This is a genomic window from Eubacterium callanderi (assembly GCF_900142645.1).
GTDB lineage: Bacteria > Bacillota > Clostridia > Eubacteriales > Eubacteriaceae > Eubacterium > Eubacterium callanderi.
In genome coordinates this window covers 202,353-218,522 of sequence record NZ_FRBP01000001.1, presented here as the reverse complement: position 1 = coordinate 218,522, position 16,170 = coordinate 202,353, and the positions used below count along the sequence as shown (strand labels likewise).

The window sequence follows — 16,170 nt, the reverse complement described above, 5'->3', positions numbered from 1 at the left end:
AAAAGTAAAGGGAGTAAAATGTTTAAGGGAATCGTTATTTCTGTGATCGGTGCCGCGGCCTCCGGTTTTATCTCACTTTTTACCAAAAATCTAGTCAATCTGTCTGTAACCAGCGATACCATACTGGTCAGCCGGTTTTTGATTATTTTTCTGGTGATCGGCCTTTATCTGGCAACCAGAAAAAAGCTGGTAAAGCCCACAAAAAAACAGATTAGGGATTTACTGATATACGGCGTTATCGGCTACGGCGGAGCGATTTTTCTGCTGGCCGAATCCTATATTTTTATGCCCATGAGCCAAGCAACCATGATCCACTTTTCATATCCGCTGTTTGTCGCGTTTTTTATGGTTGTCTTTTATAAGGAAAAAATAACATGGGTAAAGGCTTCCGCCCTTGTCCTGACTTGTCTGGGAATTGCATTCCTTATGGAATTTAATTTTACAGTAAACCTTGTGGGCCTGCTCATCGCCCTTCTATCTGGCGCGGCTTTTGGCCTCTATATGGTCAGTGTCAGTGAGAGCAGTATCAAAGATCTGGATCCGTTAAACCTGCTTTTTTATCTGGCCTTGGTGGTGGTGCTTGTGTTTGGCACATGGGGCATAATAAAAGGTGAACTCCATCTTGTCGGTCTCGGGTCTGCTGTTTACGTGTCAATGCTGGGGGTGGCGGCTTTGTCCATTATTGGTATTGGTTTTTCAACGGTTGCCATCCGTACCATCGGTCCGACCTATGCAGCGATGATCTGTGTGCTTGAGCCGGTAGTGGCGCTTTTATGCGGCGTTGGCATTTTTAGGGAGCCCCTGACAGCCTACGGTTTTCTGGGGAGCCTGATGATGTTTGCGGTTATTCTGCTTATCGCCTTTGAAGGTTATTTAAGAAAGAAAAAATCAGAAAGAGGGAATAATAATGGAAACTGAAGCGAAAAAGGTATATGATTTTTTAAACGCGCTTGGTGTAGAATATCAGGTGATTGAGCATCCGCCGGTTTACACCTGCGATGAACTGGAGCAATATATGGACGGCGTCAAAGGGGCGCACTGTAAAAATCTTTTACTGCGAAATAAAAAAGGGAACCGTCATATTCTGGTGATTCTGGAAGAATCCAAGCAGATGAATATCAAGGAATTTGGCAAACAGATCGGGATCAGCAACTTGAGCTTCGCTTCCGAGGAACGTCTCCTCAGATATCTGGGGGTTACCACCGGGGCGGTCTCTGTTTTTGGCATCATTAATGATCAGAAGCATGAAGTAGAAGTTTATATTGACCAGGATGTTTTGGATCAGGAGTTTGTGAACTTCCACCCTAATGTCAATACATCCACGGTTCACTTTAGTGCAGACGGTCTGAAAAAGTTTCTGGCGGCCTGCGGCAATCCTGTGGAGATCGTTCGAGTTTAAAAAGAAATTGAGGGAACAAGATGGGATGTTATAGAGGAATACCTGTCCGCCTGGATAGGGAAAAGCTGTTTGAACAAATGCATATCCGTAAAGAGCTCTGGAATTTTAATGAGTATGAGAAAGCTTATGATGAGCTGGCAGAAGAACTCCCCAGACTCGTCGAGACTCGGGGAATTTACAAGCTCATTCCCAATGAAATAGGGCCGCTGATCCACAAAGATCTTACAGGCCTCAGCCATCTTGTATGCAGTATGGTTACGCTCGGTCCAGGGATTAGCGAACGCTGTACAGCCTATTTTATGGAAAAAGAGTATTTGAAGGGCCTGATGATTGACAGTATTGCCGATCAGGTTCTATTTGATCTGTCAAATGATTTTTACCAAATTATTCGAGAGGATATCTGTAAACGGAGAGGATTTGGACTGACCGTCCGCTTTGCTCCAGATGACCAGTTGATCCCAATCCATTTTCAAAAGGAGATTTTAGAGATTGTAGATGGCCGGAGCCAGATGGCGGTAAATATTACAGAGGGCTATATGTACAATCCCATAAAAACATTGGGGTACGTATATGGGGCAGACCGTGAAATCTGTACTGCTGAGATTGATCATGACTGCCGCCTCTGTTCGAATATTGACTGTGAGTTTCGAAAAACAGAAAGACGCTCGGCATAATTTAGTATACGCTGAAACAACGTATGCCTCTAAAAAGTTTAAAAAGCCCATAATCCGGGCTTTTTTATTTTTAGCAAAATCTTAAGAATACAGAAATTAATTTGTCAAAAATCTACCTAAATAAAATAATAATTTACAATTCAATTTTTGAAAAAGGATATATAATTGAATAAAACATTTATTATACTTAATCTAATAAATGTTCTATTCTAACGGAGGAGTAGGTAATCAATATGACAAAGCTAATGGTAATTGGTGGATTTTTAGGCGCCGGAAAGACAACGGCAATGATTGAAGCGGCGAAAACACTTAAAAAAATTGGAAATACAGTAGGTCTCATTACCAATGACCAGACGGATTATCTGGTGGATACCCAGTATGTTGAGTATCATGATCTGGAGGTCACAGAGCTGACAGGGAGCTGCTTTTGCTGTAATTATCCAGGCTTCGCAGAACGCGTGAATACAATGCGCCAGGAGGACTTTATCCTGGCAGAGCCAGTCGGCAGCTGTACAGATTTGGTTTCGACGATTATGAAACCTTCTAAAGAGGGAAAAGCTGGTGAACTGGATGTGCTGCCGCTTTCCGTTTTGGTTGAGCCCGGACGTCTGAAGGATTTTATGGAAGATAATACCAATGCTTTCTCAGAAGGCGTGTATTATATTATGGACAAGCAAATGGAGGAGGCCGATTTTATTGTTTTAAATAAAGTCGACACACTCGATACTGGAGAGAAAGAAAAACTGGTCAGCTTTTTAAATGAAAAATATCCGGCGGGAAGCGTAATGGAAATTTCTGCAAAAGAGGGAAAAGGTGTTGAAACTTGGCTTTTGGCAGTTCTTTCAGCAGATATTGCCGCTTCAAACGCGAAAAAAATGGAGGTTGTTTATGAAACCTACGGCAATGCCGAGGCTGAAATGGGCTGGTTGAATGCCAAGGCTGAAATAAATGCCAGAGACACCGTGAACGGCGATGCGCTGATGAGTGCTCTCGGTGAGGCCCTGAAGGAAGCCGTAGCAGAGGAAGGAGGCGAAATCGGCCATCTGAAGCTCTATTTAGATACAGGTAAGGGGGCCTCAAAGCTCAGCTGTGTGGGGGTTCGGCGGCCGGTTGAATTAGATCATACTTTAGGCCAGGAAGTGAAAAAAGGACACATGACCATTAATCTGAGAGCGGCTGTCGATCCTGCACTGCTTGAAAAACACACCAATGAAAAAATTGAAGCGCTGGGCGAAAGCCTTGGGTTCAATGTTGAAAATCTGGTTATAGAGGCTTTCCGGCCGGGATTCCCGAATCCAACTTACCGGATGTAAAGCCTTTACAAAAAAATAAGGAAAATTTACCAAAAAAGAAGGCTGATTTCGTATACATGTGCGGCTTCGGTCTCTTTTTCGTGGAGATTTTCCCAAAAATACCAGGGCACCTACAATCATTTTTTTCTTTAAAACGATATACTTAACACAAGATAAAACAAATGAACCACTGTGAGTAAAACAATTTTGGAGGAAAAAATGGGTAAAGAACTTTTATTAAAAACATTGAGACATGAACAGACAGACAATGTGCCGTTCGTGCCGTTCAGCGGTGTGCACGCAGGATCCTTAAAAGGCTATACAGCCAGAGAAGTGCTGACAGACGGTGATAAGTTATATGAATCATTGATGGAGGTTCATAAACTGTATACGCCGGATGGTATGCCGATTATTTTTGATTTACAGATTGAGGCCGAAATTTTAGGCTGCGAGCTGCTGTGGGCAGAGGATAATCCGCCTTCTGTTATGAGCCATCCATTTGCCGGCGATCCTAAGGTGCCGTGCAAATGCAAAATTCCCAAGAAAACTGATGGACGTATCCCGATGGTGCTGGATGTTATGCGCCGCGTAAAAGAATCTGTAGGTGATGATACCGCTTTATATGGCCTGATCTGTGGTCCGGTTACCCTGGCCTCACACATCCGCGGCAGCGAATTCTTTATGGATATTATCATGTATCCAGATTATGTTAAAGAACTGGTTGCTTTCTGCACAGAGGTCTGCAATACGATGACTGACTATTATGTAGAAGCAGGAATGGATGTCATTGCTCTCGTCGACCCGATTATCAGTCAGATTTCACCAAAGTCCATTGAAGATCTGTTTATGGATCAGTTCAAAGCTGCGTTTGATTATATTCGCAGTAAAGGCGCTCTTGGCTGTTTCTTTGTCTGTGGCGACGCAACCATTCAGATGGATGTTATGTGCCGGACAAATCCAGACGGCATTTCCATCGACGAAAATGTTAATATCAATGAAGCCAAAAAGATTACAGACCAGTACAATATTGCAATCGGCGGAAACATCCCACTGACAACAACCATGCTGTTCGGGACACAACAGGATAATATGAAATATGTTGTCGATATGTTAGACAACATTGACCATCACAACCTGATCGTGAGCCCGGGCTGTGATATGCCATACAATGTGCCTATGGAAAACACCATCGCATGTGTGCAGGCTGTCAAGCACACCGATGAAGTCCGCGAAATGGTTAAAAACTACGAAGCGGTCGATACGCTCGGTGATGTAGAGCTGCCAGACTATGAAAATCTGGACAAACCTTTCATCGAAGTTTTTACCCTCGACCCGGTTCAGTGCGCTGCCTGCACATACATGGAAAAAGCAGCGATGCTGGCCAGAGAAGAGTTTGGTGACGCAGTTGATATTGCCGTTTACAAATATTGTATTAAAGAAGATATTGCGCGTACACAGAAGATGGGAGTACAGCATCTGCCTTCCATCTACATCAACGGACAGCTGGTATGGTCTTCCATTATTCCAAGCCGTCAGGAAATTGTAGATGAAGTGAAAAAATATTTATAGAAAATAACACCAGGGTGGGTGCCTCAGGTTACCCACCCTGTTTTCAATGGAGGGAAAAATGAAGCTAGTACTTTTAACTGGTTTTTTAGGATCTGGCAAAACAACTTTTTTAACTAATCTGTTAAAAAACTTTAAGGACGTCAAAATTGGGATTTTAATGAATGAGTTTGGAGAAAAAAGTATTGATGGTGAACTCATTAAAGGTGATGGTTTTGATCTTCTTGAACTGACAGGCGGTTCAGTTTTCTGCGCTTGTTTAAAGGAAAATTATATTAAAGGGCTGGCAAGCTTTCTGGATTATGATTTAGAATATGTTTTTGTGGAGTCATCCGGTGTAGCCGATCCCTCAAACATGGGTACCATATTGGAGACTGTTACCTTAATCAGTGGAAAAGCTTATGATTACCTTGGAGCCATCTGTATTGTGGATGGCCTGTATTTTCTGGAGCAGTATGATCTGATTCCCGCGCTGCATAAGCAGCTGGTCTATAGCAACGCAGTGATTATCAATAAAACAGATTTGCAGAGCGAAGACCGCTTAAGCCAAATTGAGGAAAAGATAAAGGAAGTAAACAGCAGGACGCAGATATACAGAGCGGCTTTCTGTGAGGTTTTCATGGAAGAAATACTTGCGGAAATGAACGGAGAGCAGCCAGCTCCAGTTGAGACAACCAACACCTGGGAATCTCGGCCTAAAACAAGTGTCCTGCGTTCAGATGAGCCTTTGGATTATCAGAAATTTGGCGCTTTTCTACACGACATCAAAAAATATGCTTACCGGATTAAGGGTTTTGTAAAAACCAACGCCGGCGATTTTGAGGTCAGCTGCGTCAATGAATTTGCAGTCATGAATCCATGGAAAAAAGAGCTTGACCAGACAGAAATCGTCATTATTTCTTCGGTGGGCATTAAAATCATCAGTGAGGTACTGGCAGCCTGGAAAAAGTTTTTAGGCGATGTGCCGATGGAATTCAGATAGGAATAAAAAATGAGTACGATTTATCAGGTTTCAACTTTTGAGGCTTTTAAAAATCGTGGTTTTGACGGCTGCGGAAGTGTTAAGGAACTCCTTAAGCATGGCGATATCGGCTTTGGGACCTACCATGCCCTGGATGGAGAGATGATTGTCCTGGAGGGAGTGCCCTACAAAGCAGACGGCGACTGCCGCGTTAAGATAGCGGATGAGAATGACCGGACACCCTTTGCCACAATTTCAGATTTTAAACCAGATACTTATATTGAAATGGGCGAATTTACCAGTATAAGTGACCTGTGCAGACAGCTGGACGAGCAGCAGAGATATCAAATTCATGAGCGCTGCTTTATCGGGCGTCTCGATGGATGCTTTAAGGAAATTGAAGTCCACAGTGTCTGGCCGGTGGAAAGCCCCTATGAGGCGCTTGATGAGATTGTCGGGCGGCAGAAATGTGTGACACTTCAAGGGATTACTGGAACTCTTGTCGGAGTCCGTTGCCCAGAGTGGGCAGAAGGAAAAAACTTCGTCGGATGGCATTTTCATTTTTTATCAAAGGATCACAAATGGGGCGGCCATGTGAACCAGATAAGCGGAGGTCAGCTCACTGGACGCTTTAAAAGCTGTAATCAAATCGAGTGCGTAGAACATCAATGAGCGGCTTGAAATTCCCCTTCAAATATGATATAATAATAAAATATAAAAGTTTTAAATGATAAGGATACAATAATGTATTTTAGTTTATTGCTTAGAAAATAAAAATATCGGGTTTTGCTCGGTATTTTTATTTTTTGCGGCCGAATATGGTGTGTACAAAAAGTGCATGCCGCTCAATTTTTTGCCACAGCATAAAGAATACAGATTGTATCCTTTTGTTTTGCCTGTGTGAATATAGATAAAACATAAAAATAAGTTGGAGGAAAAATGAAAAAAGAACCTAAGTATGAAAACGTGCGGGATTTTTTTAAGAAAAAAGACATTGAGTTTTCCGCTCAGCGCTATTTGATCGATGCGCTGAAATACATGGCTTTTGGTTTGTTCGGCACACTGCTGATGGGCAGTATCCTGAACCAGGTCGGAATATTATTTCACATTCCCTTTTTAAATGAGACCTTGTGGCCCGCGGCCCAGGCCATGACAGGGCCAGCCATTGCGGTCGCTGTCGCTTTTGGTCTCAATGCGCCACCGCTTGTCTTATTTTCCATTACTGTGGCAGGTTTTCTTGGCAACACCCAGGGCGGGCCGGCGGGTGCTCTGATCGCGGCGGTTATCGGCGCGGAGTTTGGCAAGGCTGTATCAGGGGAGACAAAGGTGGATATTTTAGTAACTCCCTTTGTGACCATGCTCATTGGCTCACTTGTCGCTGTAGTGGTTGGCCCGCCCATCGGTGCTTTTATGACAGCCCTTGGAAATGTGATCATGTGGGCGACAGAGCAGCAGCCAATCATCATGGGCATTGTTATCTCAGTGGTCGTTGGGGTGGTACTCACACTGCCGATTTCCAGCGCAGCGCTGTGTATTATGCTGAACCTCTCTGGGATAGCAGCTGGAGCGGCGACTGTGGGCTGCTGCTGCCAGATGGTCGGTTTCGCGGTTCAGAGCTATAAGGAAAACGGGATCGGTGGATTAGCGGCTCAGGGACTGGGGACTTCCATGATCCAAGTGCCCAATATTATAAAAAACTGGAGAATATGGATACCGCCCACTGCGGCGTCAGCGGTATTAGGGCCGCTGGCAACCACTGTGTTCCAGATGCAGAATACGCCGGTGGCTGCGGGAATGGGAACCTGCGGCCTTGTCGGACAGATTGGCACGGTTATGGCCATGACAGAGGCTGGCCAGCCGATGATACAGATTGTGCTGGGAATTGGCCTGCTTCAGATTATTCTGCCGGCAGCTATGACGATGATTTTTTATAAGCTTTGCGCCAGAGCGGGCTGGATTAAAGCCGGCGATATGAAACTGGACTTATAAACCACTGGCATCATTAAGGTTTTAGGGTTATAATGAGTTTCGTTAAAGTTTAAGAATGGAGCGGCAATATGACAAAAGATGCGCGGAGGCGTTTTTTACTGAGGGTTGTGTTTATATTTTATATTGGTTTTCTGGCAATGGTCACGCTCCTGCCGACATCAAACATTGTGTATGAATCCAGCTATAACCTGCTTCCGCTTACCAATATTGATAATTATATTTATGATATTGCGCACAGCGGGATCATAAATTGGGAGTTTTTAGCCACTAAGCCGACAGATGCGGTGAGTATTTTGTACAATACCTTTACCTACTCCTTTCGGAATCTGGCAGGAAATATTGCACTTTTTATTCCTTTGGGGTTATTATACCCGCTCTGTAAAAAAAGACGGGTGAGCTTTCCCCATATATTGATTGTGACAGCCGGAGCCACAGCCTTGATCGAATTGCTCCAATTTGCTTTTCTGTCAAGCCGCAGTGCGGATGTGGATGATCTGATACTGAATTTTATCGGTGGTATGATCGGCTATCTGATCTATAAATGGATTGAATGACGGAGGGTATATGGCGAAAATAAAAAAGAAATTTGTGTGCCAGAACTGCGGGTACAGCACGCCTAAATGGATGGGGCGCTGTACAGAATGTGGCGAATGGAACTCCTTTGTTGAGGAGCTGGATATGCCCACTGAGCAGGGAAAGAAGAATACCCTTGAACGGGCGGTGTACACAAAACCCAAGCGTATTGAAGAAATTATTCCTCAGAAAGAGGATCGTTTTAAAACGAAGAATAAGGAGCTCGACCGCGTCCTCGGCGGCGGCATTGTGCCTGGAGGCGTTATCCTTCTAGGAGGTGACCCGGGAATTGGAAAGTCAACCATTTTGCTGCAGACGACGGAAAATCTTGGAAGCCAGGGGCTTAAAATCCTGTATATTTCAGGTGAGGAGTCCGAGCAGCAGCTCAAAATGCGCGCAGTCCGGATGAAGGTGAAATCCCAGAATATTTTTTTTCTGTCTGAGATTAACGTGCCCTATATCGTAGATACTATTTTGCATGAAAAGCCCGATCTGGTCATTATTGACTCGATTCAGACAATGTACAGTCCTACAATTACCTCAGCGCCCGGAAGCGTCAGCCAGATAAGGGAGAACGCTAACGTGTTGATGCAGATTGCCAAAAAAGACAATATTTCGATGATTCTGGTCGGACATGTGACCAAGGAAGGCAATATTGCCGGTCCCCGTGTGTTAGAACATATGGTTGATACGGTTTTGTATTTTGAGGGTGAAAAGTACCATACCTACCGGATACTCAGAGGGGTCAAAAACCGTTTTGGCTCAACCAATGAGATCGGTATTTTCGAAATGGCGCAGGATGGCCTGCACGAGGTGGCAAATCCCTCTGAAATGATGCTGTCGAGCCGGCCGAAAAATACCTGTGGCTCTGTGGTAGTGCCCTGCATGGAGGGGACACGTCCGCTTTTAATCGAGCTTCAGGGGCTCGTATCACAGACAAGCTTCGGTAACCCAAGGCGTATGGCCACCGGAATGGACTATAACCGTATGGTGCTGCTCCTGGCCATTATGGAAAAAAGGCTAGGATTACAGCTTCAAAATCTTGATGCGTATATCAATGTGGTCGGGGGTATGAAGATAGATGAGCCGGCTCTTGATCTGGCCGTTGTGTCTGTGCTATACTCAAGCTTCAGGAATTTTGAAATTCCAGAGGATATGATGATTATCGGCGAGGTAGGCCTGACTGGTGAGGTCAGAAATATACAGCATATTGAAAAGCGCCTTAAAGAAGGCGCGAAGCTTGGCTTTAAGCGCTGTATCATGCCAAAGGGCAATGCCCGGGGCCTGGAAAATACAGGGCTGGAGCTTCTGCCAGTCGATAATATATCTAAGGCCTTAAATATATTGAAATAGAAATGGAATAAAATGGAATGCTGAAATTCGGATAATGTCAATTAGTTTTTGTAGTCTTTTTTAGCAATCCCTCAACAAAAATTTATCCTTTTCAATTCTAATAATTACAGATATAATGAAATTAATCCTGAGATGTACGTTACAACCTTATTTTTGAACCTACACTTATTTATAGGGAGTCCGGATGTTCTCTATGCAATGTTAAGCCTCCTTTGAGTGGAAAACAGACCCTTAGAGACAGGGCACCCACCTAGCATCCGCTAGGCGTCAAAAATGGTGGACGGCATATTCGGGATTTAGCACCTTCGGGTGCTTTTTTCATGTTACGACCGAATAAAGGTTCTTGAATTAACAGGAGTGAATTGATACAATAAACAAATACGAAAAAACAGGAGGCTTGACGTGTTTGAGTATATAAAAGGCAATTATGAGGAACAGGCGTCAGACTACATCGTTGTGGACCATCAGGGTATGGGATATCGGATCAATGTTTCCGCAAACACGATGTCTGAGCTTCCAAAATTACACAAGGAAGTAAAGGTCTATATCCATCCGGCGTTTAAGGAAGATGATGTAACGCTCTATGGCTTCTCGTCAAAAGAAGAACGCGAGATTTTCAGAACAATTATCACTATTTCCGGCATCGGGCCAAAGGCAGCGATGGGGCTGTTATCACAGTTTACCAGAGATGAGCTGATTCGCTATATTGTCAACGAGGATGCCAAGGCGATCTCTCGCGCGCCGGGAATCGGACAGAAGACTGCGAATCGGATTATTCTGGAGCTTAAGGATAAGTACAAGAATTTTGCATTTACGGATTCAGCAGAACCGGGCGCCATCGAAAATCTCAGAGAGACGGACAACCTCTTTAATGAGGCGGTTAACGGGCTGCTGGGATTGGGCTATGGCTATGCCGAGGCATCAGAGCTGGTCGAAAAAATTATTCAGCCGGGAATGAGCATTGAGGATATTCTGAAAAATGCGCTGATGTCTGCAAATCCCCTTGGACGGTAGGTGAATAAAAAATGAAGGATCGTATAGTGACAAGCGGTTTTACAGAAACCGACATTGATATTGAGAGAAGTTTAAGGCCCCAGCGGCTGGAGGATTATATAGGGCAGGACCGTGTTAAGCGCCAGATGGCGATCTTTATACAGGCAGCCCAGAAGCGGAACGAACCGCTGGACCATGTTCTCCTTTACGGGCCACCAGGGCTTGGAAAGACGACTTTGGCCAATATTATTGCCCAGGAAATGGGAACGAATATAAAGACCACCTCCGGGCCAGCCATTGAAAAGCCGGGAGATCTGGCCGCCATTTTGACCAGCCTTAAAGAAGGTGATGTCCTGTTTATTGATGAAATCCACAGGTTGCAGCGAAGTGTGGAGGAGGTACTCTACCCGGCGATGGAGGACTTTGTTCTGGATATTATTATCGGAAAGGGACCCAGCGCGAAATCCATTCGTCTTGACCTGCCCAAGTTTACGCTGGTCGGAGCCACGACACGGGCCGGCCTGCTGACGGCTCCGCTGCGGGACCGCTTTGGTGTGGTTCAGCGGCTGGAGCTTTACAACCAGGTTGAGCTGGCAACTATTATCAGCCGTTCAGCGGAGATATTGTCTGTCAATTTGGATGAAAAGGGTGCAGAGGAGCTGTCAGTGCGTTCACGTGGAACGCCGCGTATTGCCAACCGTCTGTTGAAGAGGGTGCGCGACTTTGCCGAAATTGAGGGAAAAGGCGTTATCGATCTGGAGACAGCCAGAACAGCTTTGGAACTCTTTGAAGTGGACGCCAAGGGTTTAGATGAAATTGACCGGATCATGCTGACGACCATCGTTGAGAAATTTGACGGAGGCCCTGTAGGGATCGACACACTGGCGGCGGCCATTGGCGAGGAGCGCAATACCATCGAAGAGGTTTACGAACCTTATCTGATTCAGCTCGGTTATCTGGCCAGAACCCCAAGGGGACGCGTGATCACCTCAGGCGGCTACAGGCATCTGGGACTTGAGCCGGCAGTGCTGCAGGAACAGGTGAAATTGGATTTAGAATAGAGGAATCAATTTGGAAACACTAACGACAAAGGATTTTTATTATGACCTTCCTGAAGAGCTTATTGCTCAGACGCCGGAAAAGAAAAGGGACGCGTCGAGACTGATGGTGCTCAACCGTATGGAGGGAAGTATTCAGGACCGTTATTTTCACGATATTATCGATTATTTAAATGAGGATGACTTGCTGGTTATGAATAATACAAAAGTGCTGCCAGCGCGGATTTTCGGTAAAAAAGAAAAAACCGGAGGCAAGGTTGAGCTGCTGCTTCTTAAACGGCTGGATGATAAAACATGGGAAACCATGGTAAAGCCAGGGAAAAAGGCAATGCCCGGCACGCGCCTGGTCTTTGGGGACAAGCTTAAGGGTGAGATTAAAGATAAGATAGAGAGCGGCCTCAGAATCATTGAATTTGAATATGATGGCATCTTTGAGGAGATTATCGGGGAACTAGGAACCATGCCTCTTCCGCCGTATATCCATGAGGTTTTAGAGGATCAGGACCGCTATCAGACAGTTTACGCCAAGTACACAGGTTCCGCCGCCGCACCAACTGCTGGTCTGCATTTTACAGAGGAGCTGCTGGATGCGCTCCGCAGAAAAGGCATCAGGACTGCTGAGGTTACACTGCATGTGGGGATCGGGACCTTTCGTCCTGTAAAATGTGATAATATACTGGATCACCATATGCATGAGGAAACCTACCAGGTGCCCAAAGAAACGGAAAAACTCATCGAGGAAACCCGAAAAAAGGGCGGTCGAGTCATTGCTGTCGGCACGACGTCTGTCAGAACGCTGGAGAGCGCCGCAGCCCGCTTTGGCGGCAAGGTTCAGGCGTGCGAGGGATCAACGGATATTTTTATCTATCCAGGTTACAAGTGGCAGGTGATTGATGCGTTGATTACGAATTTTCATCTGCCGGAATCCACACTGCTGATGCTGGTATCCTCTTTTTATAACCGTGAAGCGGTCTTGAAGGCCTATCAGCACGCTATTGACGCGCGTTACCGTTTTTTCAGCTTTGGTGACGCCATGTTTATTTATTAGGAGAAAAACTGAATGTTCAGATACGAATTAATCAAAGAAGATAAACACACCGGGGCCCGGCTTGGTAAAATCCATACCAGCCACGGTGTCATCAATACACCGATTTTTATGCCGGTTGGAACACAGGCGACGGTTAAGTCTATGACCAGTGAGGATCTGGAGGAGATGGATGCCAATATCATTCTTGGCAATACCTACCACCTTTACCTGCGGCCTGGACAAGAAATTATGGAGAAGGCAGGGGGGCTGCATAAATTTATGCACTGGGACCGCCCGATCCTCACAGACAGCGGCGGATTCCAAGTTTTTTCCTTAAATGATTTAAGAAAAATTACAGAAGAAGGTGTGGAGTTTTGTTCACATTTAGACGGTTCCCGGCACTTTATGTCTCCGGAAAAATCCATTGATATGCAGAACACGATCGGTGCGGATATCATTATGTGCTTTGATGAGTGTGCCCCGGCAGATGCGGATTATGAGTACACCAAAAAATCCATGGAAATGACCACCCGCTGGGCAAAGCGCTGTAAGGATGCCCACAGGCGTCCGGATGATCAGGCGCTTTTTGGTATCGTGCAGGGCGGTATGTATGAGGACCTCAGGGCAGAAAGCGTGAGAGGGCTGACTGAAATTGATTTTCCGGGCTATTCCATCGGCGGTTTGAGCGTTGGGGAGTCCAAAGATACCATGTACCGGATTCTTGATGCGACAGTTCCGCTTTTACCAAAAGACAAGCCGCGTTACCTTATGGGAGTCGGCTCAGTGGATGCACTTTTGGAAGGTGTAATCCGCGGTGTCGATATGTTTGACTGTGTGCTCCAGACCCGTATCGCAAGAAACGGAACGGCCATGACCAGTCAGGGAAAAGTGGTCGTGCGCAACGCGACCTACAAGGAAGATTTTACGCCATTAGACCCGGAATGTGATTGTTTCGTTTGTCGAAATTATACAAGGGCTTACTTACGCCATTTGGTAAAATGCAATGAAATTTTGGGCGCAAGGTTATTGACATATCACAATTTATACTTTACACTTAAGCTTATGGAAAAAGTACGGAATGCTATTATGGAAGACAACCTTTTAGCGTTCAAGGAAAGTTTTTTTCAAAAATACGGAATATAACATTAAGGAGAATTTAGAATGCAGAATGGTTTAGTGACTTTTCTTCCGCTGATCCTGCTCGTTGTTTTCTTTTATTTCTTTATTATGCGTCCACAGAATAAGCAGAAAAAAGAAATACAGGCAATGCGGGACAACATGAAGCCAGGGGATGAAATTTTGACAATTGGTGGTTTTTATGGGATAATTTATGCAATCGATGATGAAAATATCGTCCTCGAAATGCTTCCGGATTTCCATAAGGCAATGATCGTTAAAAGTGCTGTTTCAAAGGTAATCAAACGTGAAGAGACGGAAGATGATACCGAGGAAGAAACAACCGAATCTGTTTCAGAACCTGAAACCATTGAAGAAGTACAGGAAACTCAGGATTACAATGACAGCCCTGTAGAGGACGCTGAATTTGAAGAAGTGACCGATGAAAATGTTGAAGTTGGCGAAGAAGTCGATGAAGACAAAAAATAAAACTGCATAAAGGAGCGTGAATGAGATGAAACACATCACAATCGTTAAAAAAGGTACTTTAGCTGATGTTAAAAACAAAGGCTGCGGTGAATGCCAGACTTCCTGCCAGTCTGCCTGCAAAACTTCCTGCACAGTGGGAAACCAGCAGTGTAAACAATCTAAATAATTATGAGTTTGCGAAAAAGCAGTAACAGTGTTTACTGCTTTTTCTTTGCATAAAATTTTGGAAAAGAAAGTTAAGAAAGAAGATAATCATGATACATAAGTTTTATTTAAATGGTCTTTACATCGTTTTGGATGTCAACAGCGGCACCGTGCTGACAGTGGACGAGATGACCTATGAAGTTCTGGACGATTATAAAGAAATGAGCCGGGACCAGATCGTTGAAAAGCTGAAGCGTAAGTATCCGGAGGAGGAGCTTCTGGAGGTTATTCTGGAGCTTGAAATGCTTGAAGAACAGAAAATGATTTTTACGAAAAACGACTATGACCCGGATGTCTACAAAAATCACGATCTGGTCAAAGCCCTCTGCCTCCATGTCGCCCATGACTGCAATCTGAAATGCAACTACTGCTTTGCTTCCCAGGGGGATTTTAACGGCGAAAAGCTGCTGATGCCTCTGGAAGTCGGAAAGAAAGCCATTGACTTCATCATTGAACAGTCAAAAGACCGCCAGAACCTGGAAGTTGATTTCTTTGGCGGTGAGCCGCTCATGAATTTTGATGTGGTTAAAGAGCTGGTGGACTATGCCAGAAGTAAGGAAGAAAGTTATCACAAGAAATTTAAATTTACAATCACCACCAACGGTGTGCTTTTGGACGATGAAAATATGGCTTATATCGACGAAAATATGGACAATGTGGTTTTGAGCCTTGATGGAAGAAAATGCGTGAATGACAATATGCGAAGAACAGTCAATGACAAGGGCTCCTTCGACATCATCATTGACAAAATCAAGAAGATGGCGGCCATGCGCGAGGGTAAAAAGGACTACTATGTCCGCGGCACCTATACCAAGCATAATCTGGACTTCGGCGAGGATGTGAATTTCCTGGCGGAGGAAGGCTTTAAAAGCATTTCTGTGGAGCCTGTCGTTGCAGAGGAAGAGCACGATTACGCAATTTTGAGAGAAGACGTCGACCAGATTCTGGCAGAATATGATAAACTGGCTCTGGATTATCTCAACCGCCATGAAAAAGGCCTGGATTATAATTTTTTCCATTTTAATATTGACTTGAGCAATGGTCCATGTGTCTATAAACGCCTGTCGGGCTGCGGAGCCGGCCGTGACTACGTCGCGGTGACACCTGAAGGGGATATCTATCCCTGCCACCAGTTTGTCGGCAATGAGGAATTTAAGATGGGAACAGTGGATGAAGGCATTCAGCACCCCGAAATCAAGGACGAATTCGGTAAGGCAAATCTCCTGCAAAAAGAAAAATGCCAGAGTTGCTGGTGTAAATATTTCTGCGGCGGAGGCTGTCACGCAAACGCCTATAACTTCAACCATACTGTGATGGAACCCTACGATGTCGCCTGTGAGATTGAACGCCGCCGGGTGGAAAACGCCATTATGATCAACATTCTTGAAGGAAATGTCTGACAATAAAATAGTTGAGTAACAAAAAACCTCCATTCCATTTGATGGAGGTTTTTTTATGAAACAAGGCAATAGTGGT

17 protein-coding genes and 1 other RNA gene are annotated in these 16,170 nt (G+C 44.8%); all 18 read left to right on the top strand.

Translation table 11 applies throughout. The features are described from left to right. Positions 1 to 18 precede the first annotated feature (18 nt). The 18 genes from BUC22_RS01095 (at position 19) to scfB (ending at position 16,094) form a co-directional block, all read left to right on the top strand. Positions 19 to 918 carry a DMT family transporter gene (locus BUC22_RS01095; protein WP_073381906.1) on the top strand — a complete coding sequence of 300 codons (900 nt, stop codon included), beginning with the start codon at positions 19 to 21 and terminating at the stop codon, positions 916 to 918. Next, positions 908 to 1,399 (top strand): prolyl-tRNA synthetase associated domain-containing protein, encoded by a 492-nt coding sequence (locus tag BUC22_RS01090; RefSeq protein WP_013381929.1) that lies wholly within the window; start codon positions 908 to 910, stop codon positions 1,397 to 1,399. The genes BUC22_RS01095 and BUC22_RS01090 overlap by 11 nt, the downstream gene beginning before the upstream one ends. A gap of 20 nt (positions 1,400 to 1,419) precedes the next feature. Next, a complete protein-coding gene (locus tag BUC22_RS01085; protein WP_013381928.1) occupies positions 1,420 to 2,073 on the top strand; it encodes a hypothetical protein in 654 nt (217 codons plus the stop codon). Between the two features lie 233 nt (positions 2,074 to 2,306). Then, complete coding sequence (locus BUC22_RS01080; RefSeq protein WP_073381904.1) at positions 2,307 to 3,386, top strand: GTP-binding protein; 1,080 nt, start codon at positions 2,307 to 2,309, stop codon at positions 3,384 to 3,386. 198 nt (positions 3,387 to 3,584) lie between these two features. After that, a complete protein-coding gene (locus BUC22_RS01075; protein WP_073381902.1) occupies positions 3,585 to 4,934 on the top strand; it encodes a uroporphyrinogen decarboxylase family protein in 1,350 nt (449 codons plus the stop codon). 58 nt (positions 4,935 to 4,992) lie between these two features. Next, a complete protein-coding gene (locus BUC22_RS01070) occupies positions 4,993 to 5,913 on the top strand; it encodes a CobW family GTP-binding protein (RefSeq protein ID WP_083591059.1) in 921 nt (306 codons plus the stop codon). 9 nt (positions 5,914 to 5,922) lie between these two features. Further along, complete coding sequence (locus BUC22_RS01065; protein WP_073381897.1) at positions 5,923 to 6,564, top strand: acetolactate decarboxylase; 642 nt, start codon at positions 5,923 to 5,925, stop codon at positions 6,562 to 6,564. A 267-nt stretch (positions 6,565 to 6,831) separates the two neighbouring features. Beyond that, positions 6,832 to 7,881 (top strand): PTS sugar transporter subunit IIC, encoded by a 1,050-nt coding sequence (locus tag BUC22_RS01060; protein WP_073381894.1) that lies wholly within the window; start codon positions 6,832 to 6,834, stop codon positions 7,879 to 7,881. A gap of 68 nt (positions 7,882 to 7,949) precedes the next feature. Next, a complete protein-coding gene (locus tag BUC22_RS01055) occupies positions 7,950 to 8,435 on the top strand; it encodes a VanZ family protein (RefSeq protein ID WP_013381922.1) in 486 nt (161 codons plus the stop codon). A gap of 10 nt (positions 8,436 to 8,445) precedes the next feature. Next, on the top strand, positions 8,446 to 9,807 hold the full coding sequence (radA, locus tag BUC22_RS01050) for a DNA repair protein RadA (RefSeq protein WP_073381891.1): 1,362 nt from the start codon (positions 8,446 to 8,448) through the stop codon (positions 9,805 to 9,807). A 121-nt stretch (positions 9,808 to 9,928) separates the two neighbouring features. Beyond that, a non-coding RNA gene (gene ssrS / locus BUC22_RS01045) (6S RNA) lies at positions 9,929 to 10,107 on the top strand. A gap of 102 nt (positions 10,108 to 10,209) precedes the next feature. Continuing rightward, entirely contained in the window at positions 10,210 to 10,821 is a 612-nt protein-coding gene (gene ruvA / locus BUC22_RS01040; protein ID WP_013381920.1) for a Holliday junction branch migration protein RuvA, read from the top strand. A gap of 11 nt (positions 10,822 to 10,832) precedes the next feature. Beyond that, positions 10,833 to 11,861 (top strand): Holliday junction branch migration DNA helicase RuvB, encoded by a 1,029-nt coding sequence (gene ruvB / locus BUC22_RS01035; protein ID WP_013381919.1) that lies wholly within the window; start codon positions 10,833 to 10,835, stop codon positions 11,859 to 11,861. 10 nt (positions 11,862 to 11,871) lie between these two features. Further along, positions 11,872 to 12,906 (top strand): tRNA preQ1(34) S-adenosylmethionine ribosyltransferase-isomerase QueA, encoded by a 1,035-nt coding sequence (queA, locus tag BUC22_RS01030; protein WP_073381889.1) that lies wholly within the window; start codon positions 11,872 to 11,874, stop codon positions 12,904 to 12,906. Positions 12,907 to 12,918: 12 nt separating this feature from the next. Then, a complete protein-coding gene (gene tgt, locus BUC22_RS01025; protein WP_013381917.1) occupies positions 12,919 to 14,028 on the top strand; it encodes a tRNA guanosine(34) transglycosylase Tgt in 1,110 nt (369 codons plus the stop codon). 18 nt (positions 14,029 to 14,046) lie between these two features. Beyond that, the gene (gene yajC / locus BUC22_RS01020) at positions 14,047 to 14,490 is read left to right on the top strand and encodes a preprotein translocase subunit YajC (protein WP_073381886.1); all 444 of its coding nucleotides are present in this window, start codon (positions 14,047 to 14,049) and stop codon (positions 14,488 to 14,490) included. A gap of 25 nt (positions 14,491 to 14,515) precedes the next feature. Beyond that, positions 14,516 to 14,656 carry a six-cysteine ranthipeptide SCIFF gene (scfA, locus tag BUC22_RS01015; protein WP_013381915.1) on the top strand — a complete coding sequence of 47 codons (141 nt, stop codon included), beginning with the start codon at positions 14,516 to 14,518 and terminating at the stop codon, positions 14,654 to 14,656. A gap of 88 nt (positions 14,657 to 14,744) precedes the next feature. After that, positions 14,745 to 16,094: a thioether cross-link-forming SCIFF peptide maturase gene (gene scfB / locus BUC22_RS01010; RefSeq protein ID WP_073381883.1), complete on the top strand. Its 1,350-nt coding sequence runs from the start codon at positions 14,745 to 14,747 to the stop codon at positions 16,092 to 16,094. Positions 16,095 to 16,170 lie beyond the last annotated feature (76 nt).